Here is a 25,172-nt window from a genome sequence, read left to right on the forward strand (position 1 = left end):
GGTATCATTTCTCCTTTGAAAAAGGAGAGAACCAAGAGGTCCTCTCCGGCTGTTTGTTCCTTTTTGATTCGAGTTGCTTTGAACTGCTACAATCAAATCTCATTACTCTTCTTTACGTTTTGTCGCAAGAATCGCAGCAGATAAAGCGATGCTCACACTTGCCAAGAAGAGGGCTGCTTCTGAACCATGTTCTCCTGTAGCAGGAAGTTTCTCTTCTTTATCTTCCAGAGTTTTGGCATCAGCTACTGGGCTTGGAGTGAGCGGGTACTCAGGTTTTTCAACTGTTGGAGCTGCTTGATCTCCAGCAGTAGCCAATACACCTGTGTAGGCTGGTTTCTCGTTTACCAAGGCTTGGACCGCATTGACGCCACCCTTAAACTCAGGGACTTCATTTGCAGCCGCTAGGACCGCATTGGCTCCGCCCTTGTATTCTGGTAATTCGTGAACCAAGGCTTCAACCGCATTAACGCCGCCCTTGAACTCAGGAACCTCATGTACAGCTGCTTCTGTTGCATTGACGCCGCCTTTGAACTCAGGCACATCAAGAACTGGTGGTTGTTCTTCTCCCTTGCTACTTGTTGGAGCGTCTGGTTTCGTAGCAGAATCTTTTAATTGGTTGAGATAGTCTGCGAAGTAGGCCACCATTCTTTCCGTCAAGAGATGATTATCCGTCGCATATTTCATGCTCGCCTGAACTCCAGCCACTTCCTCTTGATTTTCTTTGTCCGTTAATTTCTGCGCCTTAGCCAAAGCTGCTTCATAGCTAGACATGTCAAGTGGTGTTTCTGCTACCTGTGGACGGGTAAAGATGAGTTCCGCTGCAGATTGGTATTTATCGCCACCATCTCCGTAAGTCTTGATACCAGTAAGGACAATTTTCTTAGCCTTGATTGTCTTACCAAAGTCAATGTCTTTTGGCTTGTTGTTATTTGGCCAATCTGTTACGGTAAAGGTATGTTCCTTGCCAGACTCATCTGTGACAACCAGTTTCACATCTCGCAAGTTTCCATTTGAATCAGATGCACGTGGAACATAACGAAGTCCAGTGATTTCAGTTGGTTCTTTCAAGACCATGGTTGCAGGCTTTCCTACATCTCCACCATTCCAAGATGTATGCCATAGACTAGACACATTTCCATCAAAGGCATTCTCTAGACCTTCACCTGGTTGAGCTGGCGCATCCAAACTTTCAAAGTCTTCTGCTACCAAGGCTGTTTTCTTCTGAACCAAAGCATTCTTCAAGGCTTCAATCTTGGCAATCTCTGCACGCGCTTCTTCTACGCTAATGTCATCATCTGCTTGGCTGAGGTTAAAGACCGCCTCTTTCAAAGCATCCATAGACTCTTTCGTATAGTTAGTCATGGCAACCGTTGGCAAGTAGTTCTTCAGAGCATTTTCTGTCAGCATCTTACCAGTTAGGGTAATTTCTTCGATTTGAAGATTATCCATCATGAAATCGTTGTAACCACGGAAGTTGGCATTTCCGCCAGCATCTCCACGAGTATTGCTTGCATTTCCAGTTGAGTAGATACCTACCCAAGTATCGCCAGTTTCTGCACCTGTCACGAGGAAGGTTGCCTTCTTGGCTTTCTTAGAATCCGTCCAAGTATTTGGCAATTCATGCATTTCCAAGTTGCTTGCTTGAGTACCACGACGACCTGACTGGAATTCTCCCTTACCGACTACAAAGGCATAGGTATTGTCTGATCCTGCTTCGTATTCAAAGGTTACACGATAAGTCTTACCAGCTTCAAAGCGGAAGTTTTGCGGAATAGTTTGGTAAACCAAGTTACGACGGCTCACTAGTCCATTTGTCTTCAATGACCAATTTCCTTCGATAACATCATCGACTTTCTTACCATTCCAACCACGCTGTGTATATGGATCGTGTTTTTCAGACAAGTGAGTGCGGTTATCTTCGACACCTTCGACACCACCTACTACAAATGGGAAGATACCTTGAGCAACATTTTCAAAGTCTTGTTTGAAGGTTCCTTGACCAGTATCATGCTTGTCTCCGTACATGCTTGAATTATTTTCAAAGGTACGAATTTCATCAAAGTATGTTGCTTCATCACCAGCTTCACGACTCAATGTCAGAGTGACATTTGATACGTCCGATCCAGTTGTAAAGAAGGCGTACATATTTTGGAAGTAACTTGTATCGTCAACTGTAGCATTTTCACGACGATTGTTATGAGCATAAGCTTTGATATAGTTGAGAGCGAGTGACTTATTGGTATAAGTAGTCACTTCTTTTTCGCCAGTATTCACTGTGATACTTGCCTTAGCATTACTACGATTATCAACACCGACATAAACAGCATACTTGGTATTTGGTTTCAAGCCAGTCAGTTTCTGAGTAAGACTGACCTTGCTCTTATTACCTTGGATACGAAGCATTTCATTTGCACCCTGTGATTTGACAATTTCTGCCTTAGAAGCATCGCCAGAAATAGTCCAATGTTTCAAGGTTCCGCTGTTAAATCCTTGGTCATAGATGTGCATGCCTTCGCTCCATGACATTTCAGGATTGGTTTGTTTCGAACGGTAGAGAACGTATGGTTGATTTGCTAGAAGATCTAGAGTAATCTTGCCATCTTTTACAGTTAGTTCTTGCTCTTCTGTCTTACCTTGGTCAGTTAGCTTGTAAAGGTAAACCTTGCTATTTGCCCAATCACTCGGAAGGGTCCAAGTTGTTGCACCGGCCTGCGTATTGAAGTAGTACATCTTTTCCTTATCAGTAGGAAGTTTCTTACCATTTGCATCCCAATTCCAAGGAGTCAAGTAAGCTGAACCATCTTGGATGACACGTCCGTTGAGCGTTACTGTACGCTCACGGTATTGCGGGCTATTGACATCGTTTGACTTACGAGTCACAACTACTTTATTGTTATCCGCATCTACCAACTCCACTCGCATTTCTGGAGTCCATTTATAGGTGCTACCGTTATCGGTCATGGTAACTGGTGTACCATTTTCCCATTTACTTACAGTGAAGTGTTGGAAGTACTTAGTCATGACATCATGGGCAAATAAGTTGGTTACATAGCCATTGTAGTCGCTTCTTCCTTGCCAGCCTTCAAAGTCTTTCATGCTGTAGCCACCTAGAAGTGGGTAGTTGGCTGCACCACCGTAACTTCTGTAGTCCCCAACCCATGAATCTTTTTGGTGGTTGCGGATAAAGCGTGTGATGGCACTGTTGATACCTTTATTAGTGTAGCCACCATAGGTCAAGTCAGCTGCCCAGTGTTGGAAGGTAGAGTCGTATTCACCACCATGACCCCACTCAATCGCAAAGCGCCAGCCTTGTTTGTTGATTTCTTTAGCAAGAACGTGGGTAGCCCAGGCACCGTTATCACCTGATTGACCATTGCCCCATACGTCCACATAGATAAAGTCGAGACCTTCACCCAGTTTTTTCTTCAAGTCTTCCCAGCGAGCCAAGCGTCCATGCGCCAAGTCATAAGCAGCATCGATGTTGATACCTTGGTCTAGCCAGTTCCATCCGTAGCTGTAGCTTCCATCTGGATTCTTACGAAGAATATTTTCATTAAAGTATTTAGACTCAGGATAAGTCTCAGAAGCGTTCACGTGGATACCAAGATGAGCTCCATATTTCTTCGCTTTTTCGATCAAGGTCTTGAAGTCTTCAACACCACCAATACGTTTACCAATATCAGCATAGTTCAAGTGTCCAGAGTCATGACCTTCACTACCATAACCTTTAAGGAGAACACCTTGCCCAAGACCATCTGTGTGGAGATTGATTTTCTTGATACCATCCAAGGTCATAAGGAATGGGTTTTGGGCTTGTGAGCCAAAGTTCATCGCGATACGGTAAGCAGTGATATCCTTAACTTTTTCCCAACCTTGAGGGTTGTTCATGATGCTACGATAAGCAATGGCACCATCTTGCCAGTCGACTTTGTTGTCAGCATTGGCATCTTCGGTGATAACAACCTTGGCACTTGGAAGTTCCTTGGTGTATTCTGGGAAGACAATGCCCTTATAAGCCTTTTCCCATTGCCATTCAGAGCTGTGAATTCCGACATAGTTGGCATTTCCAACTGTTTCTTTATAGGCTGTCAAACGAGTCCAGTCATTCGAACCACCACCATAGCTGTTTTGAGAATTGCTCCAAACACCTGCAGCAAGCTTATCTGTAGAAACAAATCCATACATGTAACCCTTAGCCAAATCTTTCATTGGATTGGTTACATCGATATGATCATCCCCGCTGACATGGGTATTGTTTGACATGGTTGCCCCATCAAACTTAGCACCAGCTTGATCACTCGAAACAGAGACCAAAGCATTACCAAGGAAACTAATAGTTGAAAGCAATTTTCTTTCGTCATCAATCTTTTGACCTGGAGTAACTTGATTGTGGTTGACAATCTTGGTCACATCAAAGTGTAATTGATTATCCACAACTTGCAAGCGTACTGTCATTTCCGCATTGATTAAGTGAGCATCATCGCGAAGCTTCATCAAATACTCTGCTGTTGTCTCATTGATTTTCTTATAAGTAACTTCAGGGGTGATTCGGTGGTTATTGATAAAGACTTGATTGAACTGTTGCACCTGTCCTGGCAAAGTATGCCCATTCAAAGTATATTCTTTCACGCGTGGAAAGGCTTGGTCAATCACTGCCTTGAGGACCTTAGACTGGATCGTATCATAAGTCACCTTGCTATCATCAACAGCCGGACCTGTTTCTTTCTGGGCAGGAGTATCATCCGCTTTTACACCTTCTTGATTGTCTGTTTTAACGCTGACAACCGTACGGTCATTGCTATAAGTTCCTGCCTTGAGAAGGATCTTCTTCTCATTTTTAAGATTCTCATTGACCGCCCCAGGTAGGGTCACTGTGTCAAAGAGATTTACATCATTGTTGCTGGCATTGAGTTGTCCATCTGACTTGAGAGTGATAGAAAGACGATTTACAGAACCTGGTTCTGGTGCTGCCACACGGTTGCCTTTATACCATGTGCTATTACCTGGAGTTTTGTATTCCCAGAACCAGCCACCTTGGTCATATCCAACAAAAACATTGTTCTTGGTATCTTTAAATTTCAAGAAGACACCAAAGCGTGATTTGCCCTTTTCAGAATCATCTTTGAAGGTTAAATCAACCGTCGCATTTCCATTAGCATCAACTGTCAATCCTTGTTTTTCAAACAAGGCTGGTTTGCCATCATTGTCATTTTGGGCCGTTGAAGACAATTGATTGTAGCGAACACCCTTTTCTTCACGAATAGTGACGGTTCCTTGTTGCTCTTTATTCGCTACTGTTTGCCATTCAGGAGTTACTGCCTTAGGTGTTTCAGGTTTAGCAGCTGCAGGTTTATCCTCTTTTGGTTTTTCTTCAGCCGGTTTTTCTTTCTCTTCCAAGTCTGCTGGTTTCACACTTGAAATTCCCTGCATGTGGTCTTGGATCCATTTTAGTTGAGCTGGTGAGAAGAGAATACCGCCACTCCGTTTTCCAACTACACCATTTTGGTGTACACCGACTAGTTTGCCTTCTGTATCAAAGATACCGCCGCCACTAGCACCCGGTTTTCCTCCTTGGTAACCAATCCCTTGGACACCTTCTCCGTATGGTTCCGCAAAATCAACTGTAGTATTGACAATCGGATTCAATTTTCCTTCTGGATAACCAAAGACATGGAGTTTATCTCCAATTTTCTTAACAACTGGCTTTTTAGTTACTTCAACAGGCGTATTTTCTAGAACTGTACGCAATCTCACTAGGGCCAAATCATTTTTGAAGCCTTTCAGATAGCCTTCACGATCCCAATGAATGATATCTTTCTTGCTAAACTTGACATCTGGCAATCCTGGATATGAGATGCTATAGATATCTCCATCCCCTTGGTCATTGTCCACAACCTTACGGATATTGCCTTCTTGGCTGTCCTTGATAAAGTTATGAGAAACCGTCAAGACAAGGTCTTTAGCAACGACAATACCGCTACCTTCTCCTGATGGCGTCTTAATCTTAACAGTTGCGCCGTAGTTTAATTCCCCATTAGTAGTCTTAGCCACATCTTCTGGGACGAGTTTCCCAGTATCTTGGGCCAATTGATCCTTGTCAACTTCGCGCCCATTGTCTTCAGCTTTCTCCAACTTATCTTCTAATTCTTTTGGCAGATTGCTTGGCTTTTCAGACTTTTCTTTTTCTTGAGCCAACAACTCTTCTTCTGTTTGTGGGCCTTCAGTAGTCTCAGCTGAACCAGGATTCTGAGCGGCAGCTTCCTTGTCAAAATCGTGCCCCTCATCACTAGCCTTCTTATCCAAATCAGCTAGTTCACTCGGCAAATTATCTGTTGAACCAACTCTTGCTTGATCAGCTAATACTGGGCTAGCTGCGAAGAAAGTCGCTCCAATCATCACTGAAGCTACTCCAAGCGTAAACTTACGAATACTGAACTTACAGCGTTTTTCAAAAAATCGTTTATCCATGAACTCCTAAATCCTTTCATTTTCCAGTAAGCGTTTACATTTCTTTTTTAAAAAATACTCCTTTCTCTGAAAGTGCTCTGCTTATCTGTTATAAATTAAAAATAATTGTACTTTTAATATAACAAATAAAAAGTCAGAAAGCAATAGGAAATAGGTAAAATTCACTAAAATTTTCTCTTTTCTGAAAAATCCTATCTCTAATCATTCAGGGACTTATACCAAGATAAAAAAGGACTTAACCATCATGCCGATGGCTAAATCCTTTACTTTTTTAAAGTTATTTCACTTGGTTTGCGAGATCTTCTTGGGCCTTTTTATTTGACTCTTCTTTTTCTTTCAACCATTTTTCTTGAGCTTTTTGGTATTCTTCTGTTGTCACTGCCTTATCTTGTACTTCTAGATATTTGTACAAAAGGGCTTCGCTCATACCCTTGTTACCAGAGTATGCAAATGGAAGTGTAAATGGTACCATCTTAGACAACATTGGACGACCAGTTTGAGAAGTTGTTGGAATGAGCAAGGCACTGTCTGTCAACCAAGCTTGGGCAGCAGCATATTTCTCATAACGTTTTGAAACATCAGTAGTTTCTTCACCAGCTTCCACAACCATTTTTTCGTAGTCTTCTAAACCGACTTGCTTAGCCGCAGCGTTGTTTGTCCCAGAATCAAATCCTAGATATGTTTTCGTATTTTCTCCTACAGAAGGCTTGATAATATCAAGATAAGTAGATGGATCGATATAGTCTGGAGACCAACCCACGTTATCTGAGATATCCCAGTCTTCTCCAGCCGCAGTTTCAGCGAAGTAGGTAATGTTTTGAACATCATCTTTTTGGAGCTGTTGGATGTCGATAACCACATTATCTGATCCTAGATTTTCTTCAACTGACTGTTTAAAAGATTGAACACGTTGAACTTTTGTTGTATTGGTTTGATCTACAGGCATATCCAAGTGGATTGGGAATTTCACACCTTCCGCTTGAAGGGCCGCCTTAGCTTTAGCGAACTCTGCTTTGGCTTTGTCAGGATTGTAGAGTCCATCTTGGGCATCATCCAAGTTTACGTTGCTCCACTCATCTCCATAGGTCACCAATTTTTCCTTAACTAATTCCCCAAAGTTTTTCCCATCTGCCTGTACAAATGTAGGAGGAACAAATAAGTTACGAAGCAGTTTAGTAGCCCCGCTTGCACCATTTACTTGAGAAGCGTAGGCTGTTCTGTCAAAACCAAATGCAATAGCTTGACGGAAGTCCTTATTCAAAAGTGCCTTCTTGGTTGATACTTTTTCCTCATCTGTTGTCTTAGAAGTGTACTTATAAGACTGGCGATCGATATTTGTGCCTACTAAATAAGTAGTAGAATCTTGTTGGGTATAAACGATATTGTCTTTGAATGTTTTTTCAGTCTCTGAGTAACTAGCACTTGTTGGGAAGAGGCGAGCCATTGTAAAGCTACCGTCTTTGAAAGCTTCAGTTGGCTTATTAGTATCTTGACCATCCCAGAAGGATAATTTCACTTTATCAAGATGGACATTGTCTTTGTCCCAATAGTTTGGATTCTTTTCGAACTCGACTGATGATTTGGCTACGATTGATTTGAGTAAGAATGGTCCATTATAGAGAATGCTGCTTGGGTCCGTACCTTTAGCAAAGTCATCCCCTTTAGAGTTCAAAAATTCTTCATTAACAGGAGCCAGAACACCCATTGTTGTCTTAGAATTCCAGAAACTTTCTGGCTTGTTCAATGTGTATTGAACGGTATAATCATCAAGAGCTTTGATTCCTACTTGAGAAAAATCTGTAATTTCTCCTTTGACGTAAGCATCCAATCCCTTGATAGATTCCTGAACCAGGTAAAGACCATCTGATTTCTTATCAGCAGCATACTTAAGACCAGTTACAAAGTCTTGAGCTTTAACTTCTGCATACTCCTCACCTTCAGATGTATACCATTTTGCATCCTTTCGGAGTGTATACGTGTAAGTCAATCCATCCTTAGATACAGACCAATTCTCAGCCATAGATGGTACAAAGTTACCGTAGCGGTCATTTTCAAGCAAGCCATCGATAACGTTGCTCGTAATATTTGCTGTAGCTGCCTTACCAGTTGTCAAATAGTTTAGGTTATCAGGATCCGTTTCGTAAATGTATGAGAATGTTTTCTCACCTTTAGCATTTGAACTTGATCCAGAGCACGCAGCCAGAGTCGCAGCTGCCAATAACGTCACACCCGCAAGGGCAAGTAGTTTTGAACTTTTCATTGTTTTCTCCTTTAAAACTTTCACCCCATTATAGTCCCTTTTCAGAAACATGTCAATATAATTTTCAGAATTTTTGAATTACTTTGGTAAATTCTGAAAAATAAGTTTTCTATTATAAAATTATTATTCTCTAATACTATATTTTTATATCTTAAACCAGCAAAACAAGGGTCGAAAATCAGATTTTTTATCATTTTTTTGCTATGATTAGATAGAAGAAAAGTTAAGGAGAAGACAATGATATTAATTACAGGTGCAAATGGTCAACTCGGTACCGAACTACGTTATTTACTAGATGAACGAAGTGTGGACTATGTTGCAGTGGATGTGGCCGAAATGGATATCACTAATGCTGAGATGGTTGAGAAAGTCTTTGCCGAGGTTAATCCAACTCTGGTCTATCATTGTGCAGCTTATACTGCTGTTGATGCGGCAGAAGATGAGGGAAAAGAACTGGATTTTGCCATCAACGTAACTGGAACTGAAAATGTAGCCAAGGCCTCTGAAAAATACGAAGCTACTCTGGTCTATATCTCAACAGACTACGTCTTTGATGGGAAGAAACCCGTCGGACAAGAGTGGGAAGTCGATGACCTACCTGATCCGCAAACAGAGTACGGACGTACCAAGAGAATGGGTGAGGAACTTGTTGAAAGCCTTACGTCACAACATTATATCATCCGTACTGCTTGGGTCTTTGGAAATTATGGCAAAAACTTTGTCTTTACCATGCAAAATCTTGCCAAAACCCATAAAACTCTCACTGTTGTCAACGACCAACACGGCCGCCCAACTTGGACACGTACCTTGGCTGAGTTTATGACCTACTTGACTGAAAATCAAAAAGCATTTGGCTACTACCATTTGTCAAACGACGCAGTTGAAGACACTACTTGGTACGACTTCGCTGTCGAGATTCTTAAAGACAGTGATGTTGAAGTAGTTCCAGTAGACTCCAGCAAGTTTCCTGCCAAGGCTAAACGCCCCCTCAACTCAACCATGAGTTTAGCCAAAGCGAAGGCGACAGGTTTCGTCATTCCAACCTGGCAAGATGCCCTTAAAGAATTTTATAAACAAGAAGTAAGAAAATAAAAGATTACGACATACATAAAAAGCAAGAGGCTTTAAATTCTCTTGCTTTTTAGTATCTGATTACTTAATTACTTGTTGTGTCTTAGCATAGTTGGCTTCGACTGCTTCTTTTTCAGATTTCCACCATTCTTGGTTGTCTGTATACCACTTAATGGTCTCTTTGAGACCTGCTTCAAAGTTGGTAAACTCTGGCTTCCACCCTAATTCATCACGGAGCTTGCTAGCATCGATAGCATAGCGAAGGTCGTGACCCGTACGGTCTGTCACATGATCATAAGCATCAGCTGGCTGTCCCATTTCCTTGAGGATGAGTTCTAGGACTTCCTTATTGTTCTTCTCACCATCCGCACCAATCAAGTAGGTTTCACCGATTTGACCTTTAGTCAGAATCGTCCAAACACCTGATGAATGGTCATTGGTGTGAATCCAGTCACGGACATTCTTACCTTCACCATAGAGTTTTGGCTTGATACCACTCAAGATATTGGTGATCTGGCGCGGAATAAACTTCTCGATATGTTGGTAAGGACCATAGTTGTTTGAACAGTTAGAAATAGTCGCTTTAACACCAAATGAGCGCATCCAAGCTTTGACAATCAAGTCTGAAGCCGCCTTGGTTGATGAGTAAGGCGAGCTGGGATTGTACTTGGTTTCAGCCGTAAATTTCTCACCTGGACCTTCTCCATGACCTGGCAAATCTTCACGCAGAGGTAGGTCACCATAGACTTCGTCAGTTGACACATGGTGGAAACGAAGGTCGTATTTACGAGCTGCTTCCAAAAGAGTGTAAGTCCCGATGAAGTTGGTATGGATAAAGGGACTCGGATCATTGAGCGAGTTGTCATTGTGACTTTCTGCCGCATAATGAACGATAACATCCGCTTCAGCTGCCAGCTTGTCTACCAAGACTGCATCTGCAATATCTCCAACAACCAACTCAACACGGTCACCTAAAATTTCTTCAATATTGGCACGATTACCTGCATAAGTCAGCTTGTCCAGCACTGTCACATGGACATCTGGGAAGTTGTTATAGACATAATGAACAAAGTTAGAACCGATAAAACCAGCCCCACCTGTCACGATGATATTTTTGTATTCAGTCATTTTTATTCCTTAACCTTTTTACAAATCTTCTTTTCTTAGTGGTTTGACATCCTTAAGCAGTGGATGATGTTTATCTGCTTCCGAAACTTCTGCTTCTGCTAGGTTTTCCCACTGGATGCCCAAGGCTGGATCTGCATAGTTGACAAAGGCATATTTAGGCTTTAGTTCAAGTGCCCAGTAGTCATTGACCAGATAGCTATAAGAAACTGTATCCGAGAGTACTTGGAAACCATTGGCCACGCCACGAGGGACAAAGATTCCCTTACTTGCATCAATCTCGGTCTGATAAACATTTCCAAAAGTCTCACCTTCACGTAGGTCAACCCATGAACCCAGAACCTTGCCACCATCTGCTACTGAGATGTACTTATCCCAAGGTTCAGCATGGAGGCCTCGGAGAACATTTTTGCGAGAAAAGCTGACGTTGTTTTGCAGTTTTCCTTCAGCAAAGAAGCTTTCAGGAAAACCAAGTGGTAGCATCTTTTCTTTCTGAAAATTTTCCTTAAACCAGCCACGATTGTCACCATGAACCGGAATGTCAAACTCTAACAAACCTGGAATGGCATCAATCTTGTGCACTGCAAGTGTTTTGCCGAAAAAATTATCTGTCATCTAGATTTCTCCAATCAAACGAAGCAAGTATTGCCCGTATTCATTCTTCTTGAGAGGTTGCGCCAACTTCAGCACATCTTCGCGGCTGATATAACCCATTCGGTAGGCAATTTCTTCCAGATTGGCAACCTGAACATTTTGCATCCTTTGAACCGTTTCGATATATTGGGAGGCCTCTAACAGGCTCTCATGTGTCCCAGTATCCAGCCAGGCAAAACCACGTCCCATAACTTCAACTGACAAATCCCCACGCTTCAAATAAGCATTGTTAACATCTGTGATTTCCAACTCTCCACGAGCACTCGGTTTTATCTGTTTGGCAATCTCCACAACGTCATTGTCATAGAAATAAAGACCTGTCACTGCATAGTTAGAGCGAGGATTCTCCGGTTTTTCTTCTATGGAAATAGCATTCATGTCTGTATCAAACTCGACCACACCAAAACGCTCTGGATCCTTCACTTGGTAGCCAAAAACAGTCGCACCCTTCTCTTTCTTGGCTGCCTTTTGAAGCATTTTGCTCAAACCAGGCCCATGATAGATATTATCGCCTAAAATCAATGCAACACTATCGTCACCGATAAATTCTTCACCGATAAGAAAAGCCTGAGCAAGTCCATCGGGACTAGGCTGTTCCGCATAGGAAAGCTTGATCCCAAATTCGGAGCCATCCAAGAGCAGGTCCTTAAAACGGGGTAAATCCTGTGGTGTTGAGATGATCAAAATGTCCTTAATCCCAGCCAACATCAAGGTTGACAAAGGATAGTAAATCATGGGTTTATCATAAACCGGCATCAGCTGTTTTGACGCAGCTCGAGTAAGTGGGTACAGGCGCGTTCCCGAACCACCCGCAAGAATAATACCTTTCATAGTAGGTTTCCTTTCTGGCTAATTACCTATCCTATATTATATTTCATCTTGTCCCAAATTCCCTACGGAATTTACTTCAATTTGGATAATACAGCTTTTAAATAGGCTCCATCTCGAAGAGCAGCTCCAACTTTCCTAGCTTGTTCTGAAAGTTCCTTGTAGTCTTGAAGTGTCAAATCATCTAGTACTTTTTGGAGGTCGTGTAGAGAATCAACTGCTAGACCACACTCTTTATCCAGAACGAAATGCGCGAGGGCAGACTCTTTCCAAACCACTAGAGGAAAGCCCGAAGCCAAATAAAGAGAGGCCTTGTGCGAGTTGTTAAAGCGTAGATAGTTTCCGTAAGAACCTTGGCAGGTTTCTGAGCTGTCTCCGTCCCAGACCAAACCAAAACTACCTTCAAGAGCAGCTGGGAGGTCATCTGGCATAAAGGAACCAAAGTAGCTAGTGTTTTTCAATGCACGACTTTCATCATAGCCCACTCCATACAAGTTATAGGCTGGCTGGTCTGGCAAGTTATAAAGATAACCTGACTTTGCAGGGTTCAAATTTCCAGCTACGATAATAGGCTGGTCTTTTTGGAGATTTGATTTTTCAGCAAAGTTTGGAATCAGATAGTCAAAAATCTCCAAGCTAACCATTTTATCTGCTGGCACTCCTTGACCTACCAGAACTTTCTTCATGATATCGTTATGAACGATAATGCTATCCACTGACATCAAAGCTTTCTTTTCCTGGAAGTAATTGCGCACTTTATGACGAAATTTCACTTCTGAACCTGCTGCATGACGCAAGGTTTCAATATCATGGATCAACAGATAGAATCTTGCTCCTCTTTTTTGCGCCTGCTTAATGAGTTGTGAGATGAAAAATGTATGGTGGATAATAGGGAACTGAATCACCAATTCATCTCCGGCTCCCAACTGATCAAACACAGACTTGGTCGCACGATATTTGTGTTGTTGAGCTTTAAAGAAATTCATCTTATACCAATTCTCAACCTTGAGCTCCAACCCCTCATAACCCTCTGAGATTAGAATAGCTTCCACGTCATTTCGCGCCTTACTCCCTGCATTCTTTTCATGTGCATTATGCAGAAATGAATCCTTCAGATAATATTTCACCTTTTCTCCCCTTTATCCGTGATGTTTTTATATACTCCCGAGTTCTTTTTCTACCACATCCAATGCACGTTCAACAGTCACATGCATATCATAGTATTTATAATCTGCCAAGCGACCACAGAAGATAACGTGGCCATTTTTCTCAGCTTCTGCTAGGTACTGCTCATAAATAGCATTGTTTTTGGCATCATTGATTGGATAGTAAGGTTCATCTCCTCTTTTCCAATCTGCTGGATATTCTCGAGTAATAACCGTCTTGTCCTGAGTCCCAAACTCAAAATGTTTGTGTTCGATGATACGCGTATAAGGAATATCACGTTCAGTATAGTTGACTACAGCATTTCCTTGATAATTTTCTTGGTCCAGAATCTCATGCTCAAAACGGAGACTGCGATACTCAAGTTCACCAAATTTATAGTCAAAGAACTGATCAATCATCCCCGTGAAAACAATCTTATTCGCTGAAGCCTCCAAGTTCTCACGATCAGCAAAGAAATCTATATTAAGCTCTACTTCGATTCCTTCCAACAACTTTTCGATGATGACATTGTAACCACCAATTGGAATCCCTTGGTAACGGTCATTGAAATAATTGTTATCATAGGTCAATCGAACAGGTAAACGCTTGATGATAAAGGGTGGTAGTTCAGTAGCAGAACGCCCCCATTGCTTTTCGGTGTAGCCCTTGATTAGCTTTTCATAAACATCCGTACCAATCAACTTAATGGCTTGTTCCTCTAAATTTTTAGGCTCAACATCTTGCATGTGTGTCGTCTGCTCAGCAATCTTGTCCTTGACTTCTTGGGGTGTCTTTGTCCCCCACAAAGCATAGAAAGTGTTCATATTGAAAGGCAGATTGTAAAGATGTCCTTGATAGTTGGCAATAGGAGAATTGATATAATTGTTAAACTCCGCAAACTGATTGACATATTCCCATACCTTTTTATTAGATGTATGGAAGATATGAGCCCCATACTTGTGGACATTGATTCCTTCAACAGATTGGCAATAGATATTCCCACCAATATGTTCTCGTTTATCAATCACCTTCACCTTCTTGCCACGTTTGTTAGCTTCGTAGGCAAAGATTGCACCTGACAAGCCAGCACCGACAATCAAATAATCGTACATAAAATCTCCTTATTTCTTTAAAACACTTTTTAGTTCTTGAAAATCCAAGACACGTAAGACCAAAACCAAGCCACCGTAGACTAGGAAGCCAAGCAGAGAATAGATCAAGACATTCACAACAGACGAGAAGTGCATGAAAGCTTGTACAGAATACAAGGCGCCGTACATCAGGAGTGCTGCTAGAAGTATTTTCAGCATAGATGGAAAGATCTTGACCTCTTTTAGATACGAACGTGTAAAGTAGAGTTGGATCAGCCAGACCAAACCTTCAGTCGCAACAGATACAATCGACGCCCCAATATAGCCCAGAGGCGGGATTAAAAGGAGATTCAAGCCTACACTGAAAATAGCTGGAATAGTTGTTGACAGCATAAATTCACGATTCTTATTATGAGGAATCAAGATTTGAATTCCCATTATATTGGTCCAGCCAATAAAGAACATTCTAAAGGCCATGATGGCAATCGCATAGCGAGCATCTTGGAAGTCTTGCCCTAGGAAAAAATTAACAAAATCTTTGTTAACAATCAAAATCCCCGCAATCATCGGAAAGATGACCAAGTTATACACTAAGAAAGACATTTCATGTAGCTTGTTAACCACCTTTTGATTGCCTGATGAGAGAAGATTAGAGACCCGAGGCAACATGACACTACCTAGGGACGTTACCAAGGTTAACAAAATATTCAATAATTTCAAGGCTTGATCATAGATTCCAACATCCTTTGTCGAAGACAAGGCACCCAACATGGTGCGATCTAGCGTGATGTAGAGCGAAATGGCAATCTGTGGCAGAAACAAGAGAATAACTGGTTTGATATGCTCTTTGGCATAGGCTATATCCAGATGCGGCTTGCGAATGTGTTCCCGAGCAGGAAGCCACATACTCAACTGACCTAGTAGATCATAGGCAACCAAGAGGATGATATACAAGTACAAGTCGGATGGTTTCTTAACAAATAGGAATATCGAAACAACACCTAGAAGTTTGACCATTGTGTTACGAGTTGTGATTTTTTTGAAATCTTCTAACCCTTGAAAAAGCCAAGAAATATCAAAACCACGAGACAGCAAACTAAAGCCAAGTATATAGGCAATTGGATTGTTCATCGACGGCACAAGCAAGCAGACAATGATATAAAGCGTAACCGCTAAACAGGTTGAAAGGACTTGTAAACTGTAAATGCCCCAGAAAGTCTTTTCGACTTCCTTACGATGGCCAGAAATTTCCTTGGTCCCATAATTCGCTACTCCCAGCGTCGCTAGTAGGATAAAATAAGTCACGATGGAGTTATAGTATCCATAGGAACCCAAATCATCCGAAGAGAAAACCCGGGTGATATAGGGAGTTGTAATCACAGGTAAGACGATGACAAGTAACTGATAGGACAGATTGTACAAATAATTTTTTAAAACTCTCACACAGCTTCCCTCATCTCAGATTTTTCCTCTTTAAATTCCATCACTGGAATAGTAGCAAAGAGAAGGAACATAAAGATATTGTATGATGGACGAACCCAGAAGGCCTCAAACATACAGTTGACTGCTATTAAGGATAAGGCCGTCAATAGCAAATAATTCTTTTTGCGATAAAGTGACCAAGACCTAACTATGTATAACACGACCAATAAGAGAACTGGAATCATCCCATAGGTAAAGAGCATCTGAACGTAGGAAGAGTCTACATAGTCGTAGCTCAAAACGGATTCTGTACGCCCCCCATAACCGACAAATGATATGCCCCGAATCCCAAACCACTGCACTGCATATTTTTTTAGTGCCTCATGTCCTAGGTGTAATCTCATACTAAAAAAATTGTTTAAAGCCACATACATTGGATGAGACCAGGTAAATTTAGAAGAGAGATAAATCATTACTGAAGACGCTATACCAGCCGATAAAGGAAGTAAAGCAAAAAGCCGTCGCTGTCTATCATTTCGGAAATAAAAGTACAGAAAAATGAGCGCCATTACAGTAATAGAAGCGGCATTAAGCCTCGCATCGCAATATCGAATAATGAAATAAGCCAGACCAAATCCTAAGGCAGTCCGTAAAATAATGAATTTCTTTCTAAAGATATACGATATAGCTGTATATAGATAAAAACAGTGAGAAGCAAAATCAGTTGGATAAATAAAGCCAAATGAATTTCGAACAACGACTCCCGCAGATCGTGATTGGACAAATTGCAAGTTTGGAATAGCACCAATCACGGCCAAGAGCACTATCAATACAATAAAAAACAAGGCTACAACAGAGTATATTTTAAGTACACTTTCCATCTCAGCCTTGTAAAGAAAGACAAGCAGAAACATATACATCAATGCATTAAGGTTCCCAGTCTTATAGTAAACCATGCCCCCAGCAAAAAGAAGAATTGGTGCAAAGATGAGATAGCTTATAGAGTAGTGATGAATATAAGCAAATCGCATAGCAAGTAACAGGACTGCAAAAAAAGGAACTACATTAGGAATATTAGGTAAAACAGGAGCTAACATAGACGTATTGATCATATCTATGGAGACAACCACTATTAAAACTGCTGCAATTAGCAATTTATCACGTTCTAACTTTAACATTTTCTTTTTCCTTTTCTTCTTTCATCCCTAACTCTTACTTAGGATTTTTTTAACTTTTTAAATTGATAATAGAGCCGCGGATACCTACTAATCAAAACATAGAGAATCTTACGTTTCTTACTAACTCTAGCATTCTTCAAAACAAGAGGCAAATATGGCCTCATCTTCTCCTGAAGTCTCTTGAATTCTACTGAATCCCCATCCTTAATCATCGTAAAGATAAGAAGACTTCCTGTAAAGAAGCGTGAAATGATAGCTTCTTGGAGTTCTGAACTCTCAGGATAGGTTGCATTCACAACCTCTTTTAAATGATCGATTGCTTCGTAAAACTCGTATTGTTTTGGTGTGAAAGCCGAGGCAGTAATGCTACCAGGTCTATGGTAATAATGGTAAATCGGAAGATGGTACAAAGCCACGGATTGGGCTTGGTTGAGTTGCTCACTGATCACATAGAGGTCTTCGTAGATGCGCCCCTTGGGGAAGGGAGCTTTCTCAAGAAGTTCTTTCCGATAGAGTTTCCCACAAGCAGAGACCGTTACAAGGTCTCCGTAGAGCATCTCAGTCAGAGCCTTTGCCTTGTCATAAACCTTAACTTGATCTAGATCAAGCTGATCCAAGTGGAAGTTCTGATAACGATGATAGTGAGCTGTCGGCTCTACTTTACCACTAACCATATCTGCTTGGGTACGATCTTGTAGCTCTGCTAGCAATTCCAAGGCGCAAGGTTCCAAATAGTCGTCTGGATCTAGGAAAGTAATCCAGTCGCCCTTGGCTTTCAAGACCCCATAGTTCCGAGCATCAGACAAGCCACCATTGACCTTATGGTAGCTAGTCACCCAATCATATTGCTGGGCATACTGGTCACACAAGTGTCCTGAGCCATCACTCGAGCCGTCATCAATCAAGAGGACTTCCATATCCTTGTAAGTCTGATGTTCCAAACTCTCCATGGCATAATGAAGGTAGTCCTCCACATTATAAACAGGCACAATTACCGAAATCATATTTTCTTTTCTTTCTCTTACTTAGTTTTACAGTTTAAATCTCAAATGAGCTTCTATCTGGAAGCAGTTGATCCATAGCCTTGATAAAGTCTGTCATCACCTGCTCCTCGTCTTGAATGTTAAATCCATCATTGATACACATAATTTGGTATTTGCCAGAATTTAGTATCTTCCAAAAATCTGGTCCGGCATTATCCAAAGAAAAGAGTCCTCCCAACTTAGGATTTCCGATAGCGTATTTACCACTGGCAATCTGCCAATACTTAAAGAGCCAAACATTGGTATCAGAAGGATTTCTAAAGCGACTAGCAGAGGTTCTTTCCAAGACAGCTTTTTCCTTTTCCCATACCAAGTTCATCGTTGATCTTAGTAGAGGATAGGGCAGATGACTCTCCCAGAAACCACAGATAAACTGACTATTTCTGTATAGTAGCGACTTAACGATACTTTTTAATCCCTGCTTTGGATCAAAGAATTGGCCATTCTTCAAAATTTCATTTCGACTGAAATAGCTAGTGACAATCTCCATGTCATTTATCTGAAAATTCCCCGTTCCATATCTTTCAGGAATAATCGGAGAAAGAGCCGTATTATATTTGGGTAAACCATCCCCTGAGAAAAAATCTGTCGGTTCAACTGGAGCCGTCAAATACATATCGTCATTAAAAAAGACAAAGTGCTCAGAGAGACCAGGAATGCGATGGATATTACTTTCGATCGGATTGGCAGAAAAAACTGGTAGGTAATCCTTACAGATAATCTCTGTATGATCTACCAAGACCAATTTTTCACTGTTTATATCTAACCAGCTTGGCTTTTGCTGGTCGGTCACGAGGTAGATCTTATTGACCCAAGGAGCAAATCTTTCAACTCCTCTAAACCAGTATTTAAAGGTTCCCCATTCACGATAAGCTTTATCCGAATTCATGCTCTGTTTAGAAGTATTGACCGAACCATCATAGCTTGATTTTTTTTCTTGCCACACAGGATCATTCCCATCAACCCAAGTAACAACAAAATCTATTTTATTCATAACTAATCTTTTCTATCTGTTTTATACAACTCCGAAAAGTTCTTAATGTAACTCTCCAAAGAAAACAGCTCTTTTTGTCTCTGATATCCTACTCGCCCAAATTTTTCTCTTTTTTCAGAACTATCTAGTAAGAGAGAAATGGCATTAGAAAGTTCTTGAGGACGATTTGGTTTGACTAAGCAACCACTTTTGTCATCTACTACCATTTCAGCTATTCCCCCATTGTTATAACCAACAACTGGTTTTGAACAAGCCATGGCTTCTAGGACTACTGTAGGTAGGGAATCAGGTTTTATACTTGGTAAGACAAAGATATCAAACATATTATAAAGTTCAGAAGTCTTATCGTAGTAATCAATACGATGAATTTGTGATACAACAGATGAAGAAGCTATTCTCTTATCTAGTTCTTCTAAGCGCCATTCTTCACCAGGAAAAACACCTCCAGCTAGGAAAGCCACCGCTTGCTCATTCTTTTCCAAAAGTGGCTCGACTGCTTCTATGAAATCATTTTGTCCTTTGATAGCATTGACCCGACCAATCATGCCAATCACAAGTGCATCTTGCGCAATGTCAAATTTTTCACGAATAGAAGACGCATCCATTGGATAATAGACAGCATTATCGACACCGTTATAAATCACTTCCACTTGACTATCTTTGATAAAGGGAGACTGCTTGATATGATTAGCGACCGCTTGGGACACCGTCACAATCTTGTCTGCATATCGTCCCATGAGCATATTGATAAAGTCAGAAATAGCTTTGGGTTTGACGATAATCTCATGAACATGCCAAATCAAAGGCAGCTTGAGCTTGCGTTTCAAATAGATGCCCTCCAAAACAGCCGCTGTATTATTGTGAACCATATCTATACTGTGTTCTCGAGCATAGAGAGCGATTTGCTTAGCATAGAAATTATAAGAGCGAATATAGTCGGCAATGCCTTTAGGATTAAAATACTTCCTTCGTAAAATCGGATAATCCAACACACTGACCTGAGCCCCAACTTGGCGCAAGGCCTCGACTAAAACACCGTCATTTGGCAAGATGACATGAGCTTCAAATTCTTTGGAATCCAATCCTTTGATCAATTCCAATAAAACCTTATCTGCTCCATACATTTCTGCACCAGCATGCAAGTATAAAATCTGTTTCATTCCCTATCCTTTAAACACTTCTTCATAATCTGACACAATCTTTTCCCATGTGAAAGCTGAGAGGATTCTTTGGCTTGACTTGAAATCCAAGTCAGCTATCACTACCTGATCAAATCCCTCTACTTCCTCAATGACGCGTGCCAACTCATCTTTTTTCCAATAAATAGCCCCGTCTTCACCAACCTCACGGTTAAAACCAACATCTAGCAACAAATTCAGTTTTGTGGATGCTAGAGCTTCCAGTAGAGAAGGGTTGGTTCCTCCAACCTCATGCCCATGGAAATAGGCAAAGGCATTTTCGCGAATGTACTTGAGTAACTCTTGGTCATAGACAGTCCCGACAAATTTGACCCTAGGATCTTTATCAAAACCAGTATCTTGTAACAACTGGTCGTAAAATTTATTCTGCTCCACATTTGTGATGAGAACAAAGTCCTTTTTGGACTTGGACTTGATAAATTCACGAATCATGGCTTCGTAGTTGTTTTCAGGAACGAATCGTCCCACTACTAGATAATAGCCATTTTCGCTAACTCCTTTTTCCTGATACCAGTTCCGAACTTTGGTATCTTCTGCCTTCAGGATTGAAGGGGCTGTATCTGTCCCATAGGCAATATAGGTGGTCTTTGGTTGATACTGCTTATAATCCTCTTGGATATATTGTTCGATATTTTTACTGTCACAGACCAGTAAATCTGCATGTTTGACCATGAGCTGCTCTGAAAATTTCCAGTACTTACGAACTGGCAGGCTCCACTTTGCTCGCAGCCATTCATGGCCATCAGGATTTACCAGCAAAGAGCCACCGATCGCACGAATTTTTTTCTTAAGTCCAGAAATAAAAGGACCGATGCGACAAGCTAGAATGTAAAAAATGGGAGCCTCGTCCTTGTTTTCCTTAGCCAATTCAATAGCCTTATTGACCGCTGCAATATCGTAAGCGATGGCGCGGGCCGGTCCGATATTGGGAACATCAATGTTGAAACAAATGGCCCCATTATGCTCAAACTGGTCTTCCGTGATGCCAGATTTAGCTGAATTTTCACGCATACAAGCAACATAGTATTGTATGTTGCTGTCTTTTTGATATTCGGTTAATTTTTCAACAAAGGTTTCAAATCCTCCATACTTGGCAGGAATCCCCTTTGAACCAATGATATAAACAGACTGTTTCATCTCTCTCCTAACAGGACCGAGGGGCAGGAATTACTTCGCCCCATCTCTCATAAATACAACTTTAACGGTCTTCAATAAAATTTCAATATCTTTCCAAATTGTCCAATCATCAATATAGGCCACATCTAACTTGACAACTTCATCGAAATCCTTGATCTCGCTTCGTCCACTGACTTGCCACAAGCCTGTTATCCCAGGTTTAAAACTCAATCGACGTTTTTGCTCAGGTGTATATTTTTCATACTCATCCACTGTTGGGGGACGGGTTCCGACCAGACTCATATCTCCCATTAAAACATTCCAAAACTGCGGTAACTCATCTAGGCTGGTCTTACGAATAAAGCGACCAATTGGAGTGATACGAGGATCATCATCGACCTTAAACATGCCCCCCTGCATAGTATTTTGCGCCAAAAGTTCTTGTTTCCTCTGCTCAGCATTCACGCACATGGATCTAAATTTATAGAAAGTGAAATGTCGACCATTTTTCCCAATACGCGTTTGAGAAAAAATCGCTGGCCCACCATCTTGTCGAATCATTGGAACCAAAACAATGCTCACCAAACCACAAATAATCAATCCGACAATCGAACCGACAATATCAATGAAACGTTTAGCAATGACATGACTCGTCTTATAAAATTTTGTAGAAAACGTGATAACATTCAGCCCTGCCATCCCACGAATCTTTTTATCACTACCTAGATAGTTATTAAAAGCATTCAGGTTAACTGTCACGTCAATTCCCATTGTCTCAAAAAGTGAGATAAACTCCCCGATGTCGTACTCTTCACTTGGTAGATTGATAAAGACCTCATCGACAACTTCATGAGTAGCAAAGTCTAAGATATTCTCAGCAGGTACAACGGTTAAGGTTTGATGCCGAAAATCAGGCTGGTCTAAAACACTGACTGCCACCAAGTTCCAAAAAATTTCTCCCGACTCTATCAGCCTATCGATGACTTTTTCAACCCTAGAGGTCGCTGTTATCAAGAATATCTTCTTACTCCCCTTGAGATTTGGAAAGATGCTTTTTCTATAGCGTTTAATGCATAGATTCAACAAATACAACAGAATAGAGTGTATTGTCAAAAAATAAATCATTCCTCGTCTAGAGATACTAAAACGATCTTCTAAGAAAAAATTCGAAATACTGATAGCTAAAGCAAAGAACACAATGTACTTTGCAGTGTTGATAAACTCTGCTAAATAACCCCTTTTAAAAAAATCATGCCCATAATCACTGATATAAAAAATAAAAAAATGAAGAATGAACAAGATAATAACAGAAGTATTTACAATCTCTGTTTCCTTAACAAAACTAAGTAAATAAGCTAATAAAATGACAAGAAAACTCTGGATTGTCGCCAAAGTAATCTTCAATCCCTTTTCTTCCATAATATCTTCCCTAAACTATTTATTATTTTTTGCCATAATTCCCATAGTTTCCATATGCTCCATAGGAGCCATATTTTTCAACTGAAGTATTGAGTTTATTAAGCACAATTCCTAAGAATGGTTTGCCTGTTTGTTCGAGTTGTTCTTTAGCTTTTTGGACATCACGACGATTTGTTTCACCAGCAGCAGTTACTAAAACAGAAGCGTCACACTTCTGCGTGATAATCGCCGCATCGATAACAACTCCAATCGGAGCAGTATCTACAACGATGTAGTCAAAGTACTTACGTAAGGTGTCAATCATGGTCGCAAAATTTTCACTTTGTAACAAAGCTGTTGGGTTTGGTGATACAGAACCCGCTTGAATGACAAACAAATTTTCAACATTGGTTTCACATAAACCTTGTGATAGGTCTGTTGTGCCTGACAAGAACTCTGTTAGGCCTGTAATCTTTTCCCGTGATTTAAAGACACCTGACATGACTGAATTACGGATATCCGCATCAATCAACAGCGTCTTATAGCCCGCACGCGCGAAAGCCCAAGCAATATTTGTAGAAGTAGTTGACTTCCCTTCACCCGGTTTCACAGACGTGATCGAAATAACTTTCAAATTATTCCCACTCAACTGTATATTGGTACGAAGCGCATTATAATATTCTTCAGCTTTTCTTGCCAAATCTAATTTTTTTTGTACAATCTCTAATGTTGGCATCTCTCTCTCCTATTTCAATTTATCCAAATTTGGAACTACTCCCAATAGCGCAATTTGCATCACATCTTCGATATCTTCTGGACGTTTCACTCGTGTATCTAAGAGCTCAACTAGGAGAACCGTAACAACCATTACAACTGCGCCAGCAAGAAATCCAACCATGGTATTGCGACGGATATTTGGAGACGATGGGGATGTTGCAGGACGAGCTTCTTCAAGCGTTGTCACATCTGAAACTCGCGTGACACTGATGATTTTTTGGGCAGCAACCTCTCTCAAAGAGTTAGCGATGCGGCTCGCTTCTTCAGGCAAACGATCTGTCACAGAGATAGAAACAATACGCGTATCCACTGGAACTGTTACCTTAATTTTACTAGCTAGACCTTTTGGAGGGAGATCTAGTTTCAAATCAGTCGCAACTTTTTCTAAAACGTCTTGCGAGAGAATGATTTCACGATAGTCTTTTACCAAGTAAGATCCAGCTTGCAAGTCTTGGTTGGTCAAACCTGGCTTATCTCCCTGATTACGGTTGACCACATAAATTCGGGTCGTACTCGTAAACTCCGGCTTCACAATAAAACTACTGTAGGCAAATGCTACTGTCCCTGTCACGAATGCTACCAAAGCAATTAAAAATTTTCGTTTCCAAAGGATTTTAAGTAAGTGAAATACATCGATTTCCATCATATTTTGTTCTTTCATTTTTTCTCCTAAATCAATTGATCCATTATTATTTTTCGGGGATTATCCTTAAAAAGTTCCTTAGCCTTATCTTCACTGTATTTTTTGGCAATGATATCATAGGCTTCCTCCATATGAGGAGGTCTGTGATCCAAGTTGTGCATATCACTTGCGATCACGTGAACCAGATCTCGTTCCAAGAAATACTGAGCTCTCTTTTTCATGAATTTATAAGTTTCTCCGAAGAGTTTAGGTTTCAAGACATGAGAACTATTGACTTGAGTATAACATCCCATATCAATCAGCTCTCGCACGCGCTGCTCATTGTTTTCTAAAGCATCGTAACGTTCAATGTGGGCAATGATGGGTGTAATGCCTAACATTAGAATATTACTCAGCCCCTTATGCATATCCCGATAGGGTGTATTCATACTAAACTCAATCAAAGCATAGCGACTATCGTTGAGGGTCGGGATTAATTTCTTTTCTAACTTCTCAACAACATCTGGCGTATAGTAGATTTCTGCCCCATAGGCAATGATTAAGTTATCCGCAACTTCCTTAGCCATTTCTCGCACCTTTAGAAAGTTAGTCGCGATTTTTTCTTCAGGAGTTTCGAACATCCCTTTTCGTCTATGCGAAGTTGAAACGATTGTCCTCACTCCTTGACTGTAGGCCTCTCTAAGAAGTTTTTTACTTTCCTCTATCGACTTTGGACCATCGTCCACATCAAAAACGATGTGCGAATGAATATCGATCATG

The 25,172-nt window shown here is 40.9% G+C and carries 18 protein-coding genes; 1 reads left to right on the forward strand and 17 read right to left on the reverse strand.

What is annotated here, in order from left to right; translation table 11 throughout:
• Positions 1–102: 102 nt before the first annotated feature.
• Positions 103–6,468: a SpGH101 family endo-alpha-N-acetylgalactosaminidase gene (locus GMD5S_RS0200435; protein WP_000361144.1), complete on the reverse strand. Its 6,366-nt coding sequence runs from the start codon at positions 6,466–6,468 to the stop codon at positions 103–105.
• Positions 6,469–6,745: 277 nt separating this feature from the next.
• Positions 6,746–8,728 carry a peptide ABC transporter substrate-binding protein gene (locus GMD5S_RS0200440; RefSeq protein ID WP_000842594.1) on the reverse strand — a complete coding sequence of 661 codons (1,983 nt, stop codon included), beginning with the start codon at positions 8,726–8,728 and terminating at the stop codon, positions 6,746–6,748.
• 237 nt (positions 8,729–8,965) lie between these two features.
• On the opposite strand from GMD5S_RS0200440, the gene rfbD reads away from it, so the two are divergent.
• Positions 8,966–9,820: a dTDP-4-dehydrorhamnose reductase gene (rfbD, locus tag GMD5S_RS0200445; RefSeq protein ID WP_000600926.1), complete on the forward strand. Its 855-nt coding sequence runs from the start codon at positions 8,966–8,968 to the stop codon at positions 9,818–9,820.
• A gap of 60 nt (positions 9,821–9,880) precedes the next feature.
• Here the strand turns inward: rfbD and rfbB are convergent, their stop codons facing one another.
• The 15 genes from rfbB to cps4B all read right to left on the reverse strand — a co-directional run bounded on the left by rfbB (position 9,881) and on the right by cps4B (position 25,171).
• A complete protein-coding gene (rfbB, locus tag GMD5S_RS0200450) occupies positions 9,881–10,927 on the reverse strand; it encodes a dTDP-glucose 4,6-dehydratase (protein ID WP_000141519.1) in 1,047 nt (348 codons plus the stop codon).
• 18 nt (positions 10,928–10,945) lie between these two features.
• Positions 10,946–11,539: a dTDP-4-dehydrorhamnose 3,5-epimerase family protein gene (locus GMD5S_RS0200455; RefSeq protein WP_000131469.1), complete on the reverse strand. Its 594-nt coding sequence runs from the start codon at positions 11,537–11,539 to the stop codon at positions 10,946–10,948.
• Complete coding sequence (rfbA, locus tag GMD5S_RS0200460) at positions 11,540–12,409, reverse strand: glucose-1-phosphate thymidylyltransferase RfbA (RefSeq protein WP_000676122.1); 870 nt, start codon at positions 12,407–12,409, stop codon at positions 11,540–11,542.
• 71 nt (positions 12,410–12,480) lie between these two features.
• On the reverse strand, positions 12,481–13,533 hold the full coding sequence (locus GMD5S_RS0200465; RefSeq protein WP_000878650.1) for a hypothetical protein: 1,053 nt from the start codon (positions 13,531–13,533) through the stop codon (positions 12,481–12,483).
• A 27-nt stretch (positions 13,534–13,560) separates the two neighbouring features.
• On the reverse strand, positions 13,561–14,664 hold the full coding sequence (gene glf / locus GMD5S_RS0200470; RefSeq protein WP_000272514.1) for a UDP-galactopyranose mutase: 1,104 nt from the start codon (positions 14,662–14,664) through the stop codon (positions 13,561–13,563).
• 9 nt (positions 14,665–14,673) lie between these two features.
• A complete protein-coding gene (locus tag GMD5S_RS0200475) occupies positions 14,674–16,086 on the reverse strand; it encodes a flippase (protein WP_001264826.1) in 1,413 nt (470 codons plus the stop codon).
• Positions 16,083–17,243, reverse strand: a complete 1,161-nt coding sequence (locus tag GMD5S_RS0200480; protein WP_000915515.1) for a hypothetical protein — start codon at positions 17,241–17,243, stop codon at positions 16,083–16,085. Before GMD5S_RS0200480 ends, GMD5S_RS0200475 begins: the two co-directional genes overlap by 4 nt.
• Before the next feature lie 38 nt (positions 17,244–17,281).
• A complete protein-coding gene (locus GMD5S_RS0200485; RefSeq protein WP_000626474.1) occupies positions 17,282–18,247 on the reverse strand; it encodes a glycosyltransferase family 2 protein in 966 nt (321 codons plus the stop codon).
• Between the two features lie 34 nt (positions 18,248–18,281).
• Positions 18,282–19,280 carry a Stealth CR1 domain-containing protein gene (locus GMD5S_RS0200490; protein ID WP_001033090.1) on the reverse strand — a complete coding sequence of 333 codons (999 nt, stop codon included), beginning with the start codon at positions 19,278–19,280 and terminating at the stop codon, positions 18,282–18,284.
• 2 nt (positions 19,281–19,282) lie between these two features.
• Positions 19,283–20,440 (reverse strand): glycosyltransferase family 4 protein, encoded by a 1,158-nt coding sequence (locus GMD5S_RS0200495; RefSeq protein ID WP_000809673.1) that lies wholly within the window; start codon positions 20,438–20,440, stop codon positions 19,283–19,285.
• 3 nt (positions 20,441–20,443) lie between these two features.
• Positions 20,444–21,616: a beta 1-4 rhamnosyltransferase Cps2T gene (gene cps2T, locus GMD5S_RS0200500; protein WP_000814504.1), complete on the reverse strand. Its 1,173-nt coding sequence runs from the start codon at positions 21,614–21,616 to the stop codon at positions 20,444–20,446.
• Positions 21,617–21,646: 30 nt separating this feature from the next.
• The gene (locus GMD5S_RS0200505; RefSeq protein ID WP_000391467.1) at positions 21,647–23,014 is read right to left on the reverse strand and encodes a sugar transferase; all 1,368 of its coding nucleotides are present in this window, start codon (positions 23,012–23,014) and stop codon (positions 21,647–21,649) included.
• Positions 23,015–23,036: 22 nt separating this feature from the next.
• Positions 23,037–23,729 carry a tyrosine-protein kinase gene (locus GMD5S_RS0200510; RefSeq protein WP_001142580.1) on the reverse strand — a complete coding sequence of 231 codons (693 nt, stop codon included), beginning with the start codon at positions 23,727–23,729 and terminating at the stop codon, positions 23,037–23,039.
• A 9-nt stretch (positions 23,730–23,738) separates the two neighbouring features.
• A complete protein-coding gene (cpsC, locus tag GMD5S_RS0200515) occupies positions 23,739–24,431 on the reverse strand; it encodes a capsular polysaccharide biosynthesis protein CpsC (RefSeq protein WP_000664124.1) in 693 nt (230 codons plus the stop codon).
• Between the two features lie 8 nt (positions 24,432–24,439).
• A complete protein-coding gene (gene cps4B / locus GMD5S_RS0200520) occupies positions 24,440–25,171 on the reverse strand; it encodes a capsular polysaccharide biosynthesis protein Cps4B (RefSeq protein WP_000565332.1) in 732 nt (243 codons plus the stop codon).
• Between the last annotated feature and the right edge of the window lies 1 nt (position 25,172).

The sequence above is a fragment of the Streptococcus sp. GMD5S genome (genome assembly GCF_000298715.2).
Lineage (GTDB): Bacteria > Bacillota > Bacilli > Lactobacillales > Streptococcaceae > Streptococcus.